General features: G+C 48.3%; 11 protein-coding genes. All 11 read left to right on the top strand.

The window, feature by feature from the left end; all coding sequences use genetic code 11:
* Positions 1–360: 360 nt before the first annotated feature.
* A complete protein-coding gene (locus DS878_RS08635) occupies positions 361–1,335 on the top strand; it encodes an EpsG family protein (protein WP_113815581.1) in 975 nt (324 codons plus the stop codon).
* Between the two features lie 71 nt (positions 1,336–1,406).
* Positions 1,407–2,267, top strand: a complete 861-nt coding sequence (locus tag DS878_RS08630; protein WP_113815580.1) for a glycosyltransferase family 2 protein — start codon at positions 1,407–1,409, stop codon at positions 2,265–2,267.
* A 126-nt stretch (positions 2,268–2,393) separates the two neighbouring features.
* Entirely contained in the window at positions 2,394–3,467 is a 1,074-nt protein-coding gene (locus DS878_RS08625) for a glycosyltransferase family 4 protein (RefSeq protein WP_187298768.1), read from the top strand.
* 26 nt (positions 3,468–3,493) lie between these two features.
* Positions 3,494–4,495 (top strand): NAD-dependent epimerase/dehydratase family protein, encoded by a 1,002-nt coding sequence (locus DS878_RS08620; protein ID WP_113815578.1) that lies wholly within the window; start codon positions 3,494–3,496, stop codon positions 4,493–4,495.
* Between the two features lie 50 nt (positions 4,496–4,545).
* A complete protein-coding gene (tviB, locus tag DS878_RS08615) occupies positions 4,546–5,808 on the top strand; it encodes a Vi polysaccharide biosynthesis UDP-N-acetylglucosamine C-6 dehydrogenase TviB (RefSeq protein WP_113815577.1) in 1,263 nt (420 codons plus the stop codon).
* Positions 5,808–6,929: a glycosyltransferase family 4 protein gene (locus tag DS878_RS08610; RefSeq protein WP_113815576.1), complete on the top strand. Its 1,122-nt coding sequence runs from the start codon at positions 5,808–5,810 to the stop codon at positions 6,927–6,929. The genes tviB and DS878_RS08610 overlap by 1 nt, the downstream gene beginning before the upstream one ends.
* Complete coding sequence (locus DS878_RS08605) at positions 6,926–7,522, top strand: sugar transferase (protein ID WP_113815575.1); 597 nt, start codon at positions 6,926–6,928, stop codon at positions 7,520–7,522. The genes DS878_RS08610 and DS878_RS08605 overlap by 4 nt, the downstream gene beginning before the upstream one ends.
* A complete protein-coding gene (locus DS878_RS08600; RefSeq protein WP_187298802.1) occupies positions 7,522–8,136 on the top strand; it encodes an acetyltransferase in 615 nt (204 codons plus the stop codon). The genes DS878_RS08605 and DS878_RS08600 overlap by 1 nt, the downstream gene beginning before the upstream one ends.
* Before the next feature lie 53 nt (positions 8,137–8,189).
* Positions 8,190–9,374 (top strand): DegT/DnrJ/EryC1/StrS family aminotransferase, encoded by a 1,185-nt coding sequence (locus tag DS878_RS08595; protein WP_113815573.1) that lies wholly within the window; start codon positions 8,190–8,192, stop codon positions 9,372–9,374.
* Positions 9,367–11,307 carry a polysaccharide biosynthesis protein gene (locus DS878_RS08590; RefSeq protein ID WP_113815572.1) on the top strand — a complete coding sequence of 647 codons (1,941 nt, stop codon included), beginning with the start codon at positions 9,367–9,369 and terminating at the stop codon, positions 11,305–11,307. The genes DS878_RS08595 and DS878_RS08590 overlap by 8 nt, the downstream gene beginning before the upstream one ends.
* Positions 11,308–11,335: 28 nt before the next feature.
* Positions 11,336–12,772 (top strand): MBL fold metallo-hydrolase RNA specificity domain-containing protein, encoded by a 1,437-nt coding sequence (locus DS878_RS08585; RefSeq protein WP_113815571.1) that lies wholly within the window; start codon positions 11,336–11,338, stop codon positions 12,770–12,772.
* The last annotated feature ends 77 nt before the right edge of the window (positions 12,773–12,849 follow it).

Here is a 12,849-nt window from a genome sequence, read left to right as displayed (position 1 = left end):
TAAAGCGCCTGAAGGCGCTCGAAGACGAACCCCCCCCCGCCTCAAGAAGATGTACGCCGAATAGTGTCTCAAATCGGAGCTACGCAGGAAGCCCTTGAGGGAAAGTGGTAACGCTATATCAGCGCCTCGAGATGACAAAGAACGCAGTTAAGGCTGGTTGGTGGCCTGACCCACAATCAACGCAACTGGGGCTTCGGTCTGTGTTATCTGTATTTGCGCAACGTGAAGGGCTTTGGCTAAAATCATAAACGCATCTACCGTATATGAACTGATGGAGAATTAGACGTTGATTAGACCTGTCTTAAAAATATATAAATCTAAATCCTTGCGTTTCAATGTTAATGTTTTTATAAGATTATTATGATTGAGGGTAGCCGTTACAGTGCATTTTTTCAAAAACAAATAGTTGGCGGGCTCAGACTTTTTTTTATTGTAATCTTTTCTTTATTTTATTTCTATTTTTTGTATAAATCTGTTTATGGAGTTGAGTTAAAGTCTGATTATCTTCAGTATTATAATGCATATAATGAAGGCTTGAACTTAAGGTTCGACCGCTTTGGTGTTGAATTTGTTCCCGTTTTGTTTTATAGGGTGGGTAATTTTATTGGTTTGGATTATTATCAATTTAATTATTTTCTTGGGGTGATGTGGATTGTTCCTTTTTATTTTTTAATGAAAAGTATAAATTTTATTTTTTTTGGCATGGTTTTTTATTTTCTGATGTTTTTTTTCTTGGATCAGTTTGCGTTTCTCTATAGGCAGTTTCTAGGTTTATTTTTCTTAATACTGTTTTTTAAGTGCTATAGGTCTTCCAGCGTTTGTGGGTTTTTTTATGTCTTTATCTCATTTTTTAGTCATTTGTCGATGTTTTTGTTTTTTTCTTTATCTTGTATTAAGTTGAGAAGTCGTTTGGTTGCCTATTTGTTTGTTTTGATTTCTGGTTTTGGTTTTTTTTCGAATATAGTGAGCTTGTTGTTTTTGAAGATTTTTGGTTTGTTTTCTTTGATTGGGTTACCTGACCTAGATAGAAAACTTAGTGCAATAGAGCGAATATCCAGTATGGCGCCTGCAAGCTCTAGTGTTAGTTTTGTTCTCATTGTTTCTTTATTTATTCATGCTTCAGTAATACATTTAGATGTTGATAGGTTTTCTTTTATGCGGATGATGTTTTTTTGTTCTGTTATAGTTTTGGTTTTTTCAGATTACATAATTATTTCAAATCGCTTGGGTATGCCAGCATATTTTTTATCGTTAATTTATCTTAGTCTCGTATTGTCCAGATTTTATGATAATTATAAGTTTTCTATATTTCCTGGTTGTGGTTTTAGAAAATGATTTGCTGTGAATTTATTTTTGTTGAATGGGTAGTAATGTAGTCTTTTAATTTTCTAGGTTGTTATTTATATATGGTTATTGGATTTTTAAGTGTTATTGTGCCGGTTTATCATGACTGGGAAAGGCTGCAGTTATGTTTGGATGCACTTGGTAGGCAAGAATTAAAGAAGGATCAGTTCGAAATTATTGTGGTTAATAATGACCCCGATGATGTGCGGCCTAGCTTTTTGAAATGTCCAGAAAATTGTTTAATGATTAATGAGCAAAAGCCAGGGTCTTATGCTGCAAGAAATGCCGGGGTTGGTGTGGCGCGAGGTGAGATATTAGCTTTTACCGATGCAGATTGTATTCCCGATGATGATTGGTTGCTATCGATCGTTTCTCATTTTAGAGCGGAAGAGGGTATCTTAGTTGGTCGTGTTGAAATGTTCAGTGTTCTTCGGGCTGGAAAATATAATTTTGCGGAGAGTTACGATTATATTTTTGGAATTAACCAAGATTTGTATGCGAGAAAAAGTGTTGGTGCTACAGCTAATCTGGCGGTTAGTCGAGCCGTGTTCTATAATGTTGGTCAATTTGATTCTTCACTTTTTTCTGGTGGTGATGTGGATTTTTGCAGTAGGGCTAAGCGAAAAGGAATAGGCTTCAAGTACTCCGATTCTACAAGGGTATTTCACCCGTTACGGTTCAGTATATCGGAGTTGACTATAAAGGCAAAACGCTTGGCTTCAGGAAAGGTTAAGTCCAATAGAGTGAAAGGGTTGCTTATAGCAATATCTCCACCGGTAATCAGATTGAAAATATTATTTTTTGATAAAAAAGCGCCGGCTAATGTGAAAATTAAAGCATTTTTTTTGATTTTTTATTTAAAATTTCACCAAGTTATTTCTGCAGTTAAAACATTTTTTGGAGATTATGGTGAGCGTCGATAATTTTGTTTTTTGCTAGTGTTTTTTATGATCTTTCTGTATTTGTCTCAGGGTTTATGATGGGGTTTGGAGAATGCTTTTTTTGTCAGGACTTTTTCTTGTGAATGTAATAGCTGTCGGGTTTGTTTTGTGTTTTTAAATGTGATTTCGTCACCAAAAGGAGGTGGTGCCGAACTACTAGTACGGGAACTCCAAAAAGCTTATCTCGATAAGAATATAGAGTGCGCATCTATTTATCTATCGGGCGATATCTCTGAAGTAGCTGATCCTAAGGAGGTTCTCAGCGAAAATCCAAGGAAGATATCGAACATATTTAAACTTAGAAAAAAAATCAAATTATTGCAAAATTCTTCATGTAGAAATTTAATAATCCACGCCCACCTGACCTGGCCTTTTTTCTATGTGGTGCTTGCCACTATTGGACTAAGAGATATAAGGCTTGTTTACACAGAGCATAATACAACCAATAAGCGGCGCCATATACCTCTTTTTTGGTTCATTGAGCGTTTTGTTTATCGGCGATACTCTAAAGTTATTTGTATAAGTGATGGCGTTTATGGCTCGTTGAAAAAATGGGTCGGTCCTAAAATTTCTGAGCGCTTAATTATGATTCCAAATGGCTCTCGTATCTATCAGCCGTGCCAACGTCAGCCGGTGAATGGTCGCAAAGCAAAATTGGTTTCGATCGGCTCATTAACTGCAAAAAAAAACCTTGCAACTGCCATCAAGGCAGTGTCTTTTTTGCGAGATCAAATTGAGTCATACGAAATTATTGGAGAAGGTCCAGAAAGAGCTCAGCTAGAGAAGCTTATTCATCAGGAACATTTACATGACTTGGTGCATTTGGTCGGTTGGTCAGACCAGATTGAAGACTATTTGGCCAAGGCAGATATCCAGCTCATCCCCTCCCTCTGGGAAGGCTTCGGCTTGGTAGCCGTTGAGGGTATGTCAACAGGCTTACCTGTTGTGGCCTCCAATGTAGATGGCTTGCGTGAAGTACTAGGTTCGCAGAATCCGGCGGTTACCTTGGTTCGCGATATTGAAGATCCGGAAGCCTGGGCGCAGGCGATAAAGCTCAGTATCGAAAATTTGAACACACACGGCCCAGAACATTTGGCTCTGGCTTCCCGTCGTCAAGCTGAAAAATTTACGTTGGACGCTATGGCTGATCGATATCTTGAAGTTTATCGCAGCCTTTTATGAACTGCTTAAGGGTGTTTATCTCACGAATGGAATACTTGTCAGCAAACCCCAGAACATGGCTAATAACCGGCGTTGCCGGTTTCATAGGCTCTAATCTCCTGGAGCATCTTTTAAAGCTAAATCAAAAAGTAATTGGCCTGGATAACTTCGCAACAGGCTATCAGCGCAACCTGGACGAAGTCCAAAGCGTTGTCACCCCGGAACAATGGTCGCGCTTTACCTTCATTGAAGGCGACATTCGCAACCAAGATGATTGTGCAAAAGCCTGCGAGGGTGTGGACTATGTACTGCACCAAGCCGCTTTGGGCTCAGTGCCACGATCTATCAACGATCCCATCACCACGAATGCAGCTAATATCACGGGCTTTCTGAACATGTTGGTAGCTGCTCGTGACGCCAGTGTGAAAAGCTTCACATATGCTGCCAGTAGCTCCACCTACGGCGATCACCCGGCGCTGCCAAAGGTTGAGAAGAATATCGGCAAGCCGCTGTCCCCTTACGCCGTTACCAAGTATGTGAACGAATTGTATGCGGATGTGTTCGCTACAACCTACGGTTTCAAAACTATTGGCCTACGTTACTTCAATGTGTTTGGGAAGCGGCAAGACCCGAACGGTGCCTACGCAGCAGTGATCCCCAAGTGGACTGCGGCCATGGTCAGTGGTGGGGATGTATTCATCAACGGCGATGGCGAAACCAGCCGGGATTTCTGCTTCATCGAGAATGCTGTACAGGCCAACCTGCTGGCTGCCACGGCAGAGGATTCTGCCAAGAATGAGGTTTACAACGTTGCGGTGGGCGATCGGACCACGTTGAATGATTTGTTCGCCGCGCTGAAGAGCGCGCTGGCCGAGAATGGCGTGGTGTATGACAAAGCGCAGGTGTACCGCGATTTCCGGCCGGGAGATGTGCGGCACTCGCAGGCGGATATCAGCAAGGCAGCCAGCAAGCTGGGGTATGCGCCGGAATATCGGATTGCGGAGGGTATTGCCAAGGCGATGCCATGGTATCTTGACCGCAAAAGCTAAGTTTACTCAGTCCAGCTACCACTTGTTCAATCTATCAACGGATCTGTTTCATGAAGAAAATCGCAATCATAGGTCTCGGCTATGTAGGTCTTCCCTTGGCTGTTGCTTTTGGCGAGAAGCGGTTGGTTGTTGGTTTTGACGTCAACACCAAGCGAATTGCCGAGCTTAAAAATGGTGAGGACTTCACCCGCGAGGTTTCTCCAGAAGAGCTGGCGGCGGCTCCGCATTTGTCGTTCACCGATTCCCTGGATGACGTTGCTGACTGCAGCGTGTTCATTGTGACCGTGCCTACGCCGATAGATGACTTTAAAACCCCGGACCTCACGCCGCTGGTAAAGGCCAGCGAGAGTGTGGGCAAGGTGCTGAAGGTTGGCGATATCGTGATTTATGAGTCCACAGTTTATCCCGGTGCCACTGAAGAGGTGTGTGTGCCGGTGCTGGAGAGGTCGTCTGGCCTCAGGTTCAATACGGATTTCTACGCGGGTTACAGCCCGGAGCGTATCAATCCGGGGGATAAGGAGCATCGGGTGACTACAATCATGAAGGTCACCTCTGGCTCTACCCCTTCCATTGCCGAGGAAGTGGATGCCCTATATGCGGATATCATTACCGCAGGCACGCACAAAGCCAGTTCCATCAAAGTGGCGGAGGCGGCTAAGGTGATCGAGAACACCCAGCGGGATCTTAACATCGCTTTGATAAACGAATTGGCGATGATTTTTGCCCGGTTAGGAATTGATACCCACGAAGTCCTGGCAGCGGCCGGCACCAAGTGGAACTTTTTGCCGTTCAAGCCAGGCCTGGTGGGCGGCCACTGCATTGGTGTGGATCCGTATTACCTGACACACAAAGCCCAGGCCATTGGTTACCACCCGGAGATCATTCTTGCAGGCCGCCGGGTTAACGACGGTATGGGTTCCTATGTTGCGTCTGAACTGGTAAAAGCCATGATTAAAGCTGGTCACACGATTGCTAACGGTCGAGTGCTGGTAATGGGTTTTGCTTTTAAGGAGAACTGCCCGGATTTACGTAACACACGCGTGATCGATGTGGTTAGAGAGTTACAGGAGTTTGGTTGCCAGGTAGATGTTACCGATTGTTGGGCGGATAGCACTGATGCACAACATGAATATGGTATCAGCCTTACGAACCAGCCAGAGAAGGGCGTTTATGATGGTGTTATTGTTGCCGTTCCACACAGTGAGTATTCAGTAATGACTTCGGGGCAATTGAGAGACTACCTGAAAGAAGGGGGGGTGCTTTATGACCTCAAAGGGGTGTTGCCACTGGGTGAGGCGGACTTGCGACTCTGATGACGTTCCTACTAATCGCCAGCTTTCCTGATTCGCTCATCACGTTTCGCGGGCATTTGCTGCGTGCCTTGTTGGCAAAAGGTCTCGAGGTTCATGTCGCGGCTCCGGATTTATCTGGGGCACAAGATATCCGGAGCGAGTTGGTTGCGTTGGGAATTACCCTGCACGAAATAGGGCTCAAACGCACGGGTACCGACCCGGTTGCGGATTTGGGCACAATGGCTGAGCTGTGGCGATTGATGCGCCGAATTCGGCCGGATTATGTGCTTGGCTATACCATAAAACCAGTGATTTATGGCTCTATTGCGGCGTGGGCGGCGGGTGTTCCCAACCGGTTTTCACTTGTCACGGGCCTTGGCTATGCCTTTACTGGTGAGGCCTCGGGTAAGCGAGGCCTGCTGCGAAATCTAATTCAGCGTTTGTACCGGTTCGGGCTCTCTAAATGCCATAAAGTGTTCTTCCAAAACCCGGATGACGAGGCGCTGTTCCGGCAGCTTAATTTGTTGTCAGTGGATAATCCCTCCTACGTGGTTAATGGCTCCGGTGTTGACGTGGCTGATTATTCGGTGGTTCCGTTGCCCGAGAATATGTCGTTCCTTCTGATTGCCCGCCTGTTAGGCGACAAGGGTATTCGTGAGTACGCGAAGGCAGCCCAAAAGGTGAGGCAGGCTCATCCTCAAGTGAGTTTTAAGCTGGTGGGCTGGATTGACGATAATCCCGATGCCGTTGGCCAGCACGAGCTGGATGAGTGGGTAAGCTCCGGCATCCTGGAGTTTCTGGGCAAACTGGCCGACGTGCGTCCGGCTATTGCTGGCAGCAATGTGTATGTGCTGCCGTCGTATCGAGAGGGGACCCCCCGCACGGTGCTGGAGGCCATGGCCATGGGGCGGCCGATCATTACCACCGACGCACCCGGATGCCGGGAAACGGTGGTAGATGGTGATAACGGCTTTCTGGTGCCTGTACAGTCAGTGGACGAGCTCGCCAGCGCGATGGTTCAGTTTATAGAAGAGCCGCGGCTCGCCGCGAGGATGGGAGAGCGATCTAGGCTGATTGCAGAAGAAAAGTATGACGTTCACAAAGTGAATGAAATCATGTTGAGTGGGATGGGGATTCAGTGATCAAACGTATTTTTGATGTTCTGGTATCGGCCGCCGCGTTTGTAGTTTTGCTTCCAGTGATCGTTGTTATCGCTCTGTTAATTCATCGCAGACTTGGTTCCCCGGTATTGTTCCGTCAAATCCGCCCTGGTAAAAACGGTAAGCCGTTTGAAATGGTCAAGTTCCGCACTATGCTGGACGCATTTGATACCCGAGGTAAACCACTACCAGACGCAGAGCGGATGACCCCGTTCGGCCAGTTTTTGCGCTCCAGTAGCCTGGACGAACTGCCCGGACTCTGGAATGTTCTAAAAGGAGATATGAGCCTGGTAGGCCCCCGCCCCTTATTGATGGAGTACTTGCCTCTGTATTCAAAAGAGCAATATCGCCGCCACGACGTTCGCCCCGGCGTGACCGGTTGGGCCCAGGTGAACGGGCGCAATGCCATCTCTTGGGAAGAGAAGTTCAAGCTGGATGTCTGGTACGTTGATAATCGTTCGTTCTGGCTGGATTTGAAGATTCTGTTTTTGACTGTGAAGAAAGTGCTGGTCCGTGATGGGATTAATGGTGAGGGTGAGGTGACGATGTCTAAGTTTACCGGGAGTAGCGATTGATGCGTCTGGCCATTCTTGGAGCCAGCGGTCACGGGAAAGTAGTGGCTGATGCCGCTGAGCAGACTGGGTGGGGGGGTATTGTCTTTTTCGATGATGCCTGGCCGAACCTCAAAACCAATGGACCTTGGGTGATTGAAGGCAATACCGAAGTGTTGATTGAGAGGGTAACGGATTTTGATGGTGTGATCGTTGCCATCGGGAATAATCATATACGTTCAGTGAAACAATCGGAGCTTGTGGCAGCTGGCGGTAAAATGGCCACGATTGTTCACCCGTCAGCAGTGGTAAGTGCTTACGCATCTATAGATGACGGTAGTTTGGTCTTTGCAAATGCAGTCGTTAATGCCTGCGCAACCTTAGGCGCCGGTGTGATTATAAATACCGGCGCTGTCGTGGAGCATGATTGTGTGGTAGGTAATTTTGCTCACATTAGTCCTAATGCTGTGTTGGCCGGTAGAGTGACGCTTGGCTCACTAGCTTGGGTTGGTGCTTGTGCTTCGGTAAGACAGTTGATTGCGGTTGGCGAGGCTTCAGTAGTTGGGATGGGGGCTGTGGTGACTAAGGATGTGATCTCTGGAGTGACCGTAGTTGGCAACCCTGCGAAGGTGGTTTAACCCCGAAACCAAAAGACCCGTTCTATTCAAACCCGAAACAAAACAGAGTAATCATGCTAAACGGACCTTTCTCCCCATGGCCCTCCTTCACCGAAGAAGAGGCCAACGCTGTTTCCAAGATTCTGCTTTCCAACAAAGTCAATTACTGGACCGGCCAGGAGTGCCGTGAATTTGAACGGGAATTTGCTGAATTTTCGGATTCTGAATACGCAATTGCTGTTGCCAATGGCACGCTGGCACTGGACTTGGCTCTGAAGGGGCTTGGTATCGGCTCTGGTGATGAGGTGGTGGTTACGCCTCGCACGTTTCTTGCTTCAGTTTCCAGCATTGTATTGGCCGGGGCTGTACCGGTGTTCGCGGAGGTTGATCCGGATTCCCAGAACATTACGGCGGAATCTGTGCGTGCAGTGCTTACTGATCGTACTCGCGCAGTAATTTGTGTGCATCTTGCCGGTTGGCCCTGCGACATGGATCCGATTATGGATTTGGCTGCCGAGCATGATCTGTTTGTGGTTGAAGATTGCGCCCAGGCTCATGGAGCCCGTTATAAAGGCCGTTCTGTGGGTTCTATCGGCCACGTGGGCGCTTGGTCTTTTTGTCAGGACAAGATCATGACCACTGGCGGCGAAGGGGGCATGGTCACCTGCAACGATAGAGATTTATGGTCTCGGATGTGGTCGTATAAAGATCATGGAAAAAGCTGGAGTGCAGTCTATGAACGCCAGCATCCGCCCGGGTTCCGGTGGCTACACGAGAGCTTTGGTACCAACTGGCGCATGACGGAAATGCAAGGTGTGATAGGGCGTATTCAGCTTTCCCGGATGCCAGAGTGGAACGCTGCGCGACAAAAAAATGCCAATGCTATCTGGGGCTGCGCCCGTAACTTGCCGGGTCTACGAGTGCCGATTGTACCCGCTGATATCGTACATGCCGCTTATAAGTGCTATGTATTTGTTGAGCCAGAAAAACTGGCAGAGGGCTGGAGCCGTGATCGCATTCAGAATGCGATAGTTGAGGCTGGTGTTCCCTGTTTCTCGGGATCTTGCTCAGAGGTGTATCTCGAGAAAGCCTTTGATGGAACAGGCTGGCGACCGGAAACGCCTTTGTCTGTCGCCCATGAGTTGGGAGAGACAAGTCTGATGTTTTTAGTTCATCCAACGTTGACAGAAGAAGAGGTTGGAAAAACATGTGCTGTTCTGGCTAACATCATGCAACAAGCGGTACCTGCCGATGTTTAGATCGTTTCTGAAATTACCGCGTCTATATAAACGTATCGTTTCCGTTTCGGTAGATGCAATAGCACTTTCCTTTGCTCTTTGGGCCGCCTTTGCACTACGTCTTGAACAAAGTCTCTGGTTACCCAACCAAGGCCAGCTCCTGGTCTCCGGACTTACCGTTGTTTTCACCCTGGGCGTATTCGTTCGCCTTGGTCTTTACCGCGCAATTGTGCGCTACATGAGCGATCGTGCGTTTCTGACCATCATTATGGGCGTTGGTATTTCCGCCCTGATTTTGATCCTTCTTGGTTACAGTCTCCAGGTTCCGATCCCTCGCTCAGTTCCGATAATATACGCTGCCGTGGCGTTTATTTTCGTAAGTGGCAGTCGCATGAGTGTACGCATGCTGGTGCATCACTCCTCTAATCGCGGTAAAGAGTGGGTGGCCATTGTGGGTGCTGGTGAAACCGGTGCCCAGTTAGCAAAAGCGCTGCAGCAGGGTACCGAGTACCATCCCGTGGTGTTCATTGGTTTGTTACCTGCCAATCACAAAGCCCTCATTGCCGGAGTGCCGGTTCTTGCCTTGGATCATCTTGAAGATGCTGTTCGCGTTCATCGTGTAAAACGACTGCTGCTTGCACTGGACTCTGATAAGCACATAGATCGCCGGCAACTTCTCAAACGGCTGGAGACGCTAAAATTACCAGTTCAGACGGTTCCTTCCATGTCAGAGCTGGTGGCCGGCCAGGCTCGGATTAACGATATTCGTGATCTGGAAATTGAAGATCTGTTGGGGCGGGATCCGGTGCGTCCGGATAACGCTCAGGTTGCTGTCAGTTTGTATGAAAAAGCAGTGATGGTAACAGGTGCGGGTGGGTCCATTGGCTCCGAACTTTGCAGGCAGATTATTCGCCACCGGCCCCGTTCTCTGGTTTTGTTCGAGCAGTCCGAGTTTTCTTTGTACGCCATTGAGCGTGAACTCCAGGCGATCAATCGAATTGAAGGGCTTGATGTGGAGATTCATCCGCTGCTTGGTAGCGTGGTTCACCGTCGCCGATGTGAGATGGTTATGCGTAGTTTTGGCATTCAAACCGTTTACCATGCCGCAGCCTACAAGCATGTGCCTCTGGTTGAACATAATGTGATTGAAGGCGTGCAGAACAATACGTTTGGTACGCTGCACGCAGCTGAGGCAGCTATTACGGCCGGGGTTGAGCGGTTTGTTCTGATCTCCACCGATAAAGCTGTACGTCCCACTAATGTGATGGGCGCCAGCAAGCGTATGGCTGAACTGGTGCTGCAGGGTCTTGCCCAGCGTCAAAGCAAAACCACTTTTTCCATGGTTCGTTTTGGAAATGTATTGGGTTCTTCCGGTTCGGTTGTGCCTTTGTTCCGTGATCAGATTCGCGATGGCGGTCCGGTTACGGTTACTCACCAGGACATTATTCGCTATTTCATGACCATCCCTGAGGCCAGCCAGCTTGTGTTACAGGCTGGAAGCATGGGGCGTGGCGGTGAAGTGTTTGTGTTGGATATGGGTGAGCCGGTCAAGATTGCGGATCTGGCTCGCAAGATGATTCATCTGATGGGGTTGGTTGAAAAGACCCCGGAGCAGCCCGACGGTGATATTGAAGTGATCTTCACGGGGTTGCGTCCAGGCGAAAAACTGTTTGAGGAGCTATTGATTGGCGATGATCCTCAAGGCACTTCTCATCCCCGCATTATGATGGCCAGAGAGGTTTCGATGCCCTGGGATGATTTGGAAGTGGTGTTGAACAAGCTTTTGCGGGCCAGTCAGGAATTTGATTGCAGCCAGATTGTTGAAATTCTGAAAAGCGCGCCAACCGGATTTGCGCCTAATGGTAATGTGTCAGACTTGGTATGGTGCAATGGCGGCCATGATGCAGGTGGTGATCACGAAGCCACCGGGAAAATTCATCGCTTGCCTGTTTGACTGCCATGGACAACAAGGACTGTTGTGGATGATAGATATAACTCACCACGGCGCCACCTCCGGCGTTACTGGCTCCTGTCATGAACTGACGGTTACCGGGGCCTCAACTCTCAGCTCAGATCCTTCACCTGCCGGTATCCTGATCGATTGTGGCCTGTTTCAGGGCCAGGAAAAGGGTGACGGCGCCAGTGCTGTGGATCTGTCTGTTGATTTCCCCATTGAACATATCCGCGCCCTCGTCGTAACCCATGTGCATATCGACCATGTTGGTCGTATACCTTATCTTTTGGCGGCGGGATTTGAAGGCCCGATTATCTGTTCGGAACCTTCCGCGATTATGTTGCCGGAAATTCTGGAAGATGCTTTAAAAATCGGTTTTACCCGGGACAGGGTACTCATTGAACGGGTACTTGGGTTGATTCGTTCCCGGCTTGTACCTGTGCCCTATGGGCAGTGGCATGAGGTTTTTTCTGAGCCTGGCCGCTCGCTCTCCGTTCGCCTTCAGCGTGCTGGGCATATTCTGGGTTCTGCTTACGTTGAGTGTGATGCGGTTTCCGGGGACGACAGCGAACGTGTGGTATTCAGTGGCGACCTGGGCGCGCCCCATGCTCCTTTGTTGCAGGAGCCCGTGTCTCCGGAACGGGCCGATCGCCTTGTAATTGAAAGCACATATGGCGACAAGGATCATGAAGACCGGCAAACACGTCGTTACCGCTTGAAAGCTATTCTGGAACGTGCGCTTGCGGATGGTGGAACAGTGTTGATTCCGGCTTTCAGTATCGGGCGCACTCAGGAATTGCTCTATGAAATTGAAGGCCTGATACACGAGTTCCGGAACGACCGTGTAGCTGGCGGCCAGGCATTGGGTGACCTGGTTTGGGATGATCTGGAAATTGTTGTGGATTCTCCCTTGGCGGCGGAATTTACAAGTATCTATCGCAAGCTGAAACCATTCTGGAATACCGAAGCCGCAGACCTCGTTCGGCAGGGCCGGCATCCGCTTTCATTTGAGCAGTTAACAGTGATTGATTCCCATGCGGATCACCTGAATGCGGTGGAGTATCTGGCCCGTTCAAACCGGCCGTGTGTGGTGCTGGCGGGTTCTGGTATGTGTGCCGGGGGGCGAGTGGTTAACTACCTCAAGGCAATGCTTGGTGATGTCAGAAATGATGTTTTGTTTGTAGGTTATCAGGCTGCAGGTACACCTGGGCGGGATATTCTTTCCTATGGCCCGAGGGGTGGTTGGGTAGAATTGGACGGCGAACGGTGTGATATACATGCCAGGGTACATCAGGTGGGGGGGTACTCCGCCCACGCCGGGCAGTCGGATTTAATCCGTTTTATTGAGGGTATTCCAAAGCGGCCGGCCGAGATTCGTATTGTGCACGGTGATGCTTCTGCAAAGCTGATGTTTAAACAGCAACTTTGTGAGATTAATTATGAGAACGTGCTGATACCCGGTTAGTAAAAAGTATAATGGGTTCGTCCGTTTGACATAATTAATGTCTGTTAAATGAATAGTCTTTGCCATATATAATCTGA

The sequence above is a fragment of the Marinobacter sp. F3R11 genome (genome assembly GCF_003318275.1).
In the GTDB taxonomy this organism is placed as follows: Bacteria; Pseudomonadota; Gammaproteobacteria; order Pseudomonadales; family Oleiphilaceae; genus Marinobacter.
The sequence above is the reverse complement of the archived record's forward strand: the minus strand, read 5'-3'. Positions and strand labels throughout refer to the sequence as shown.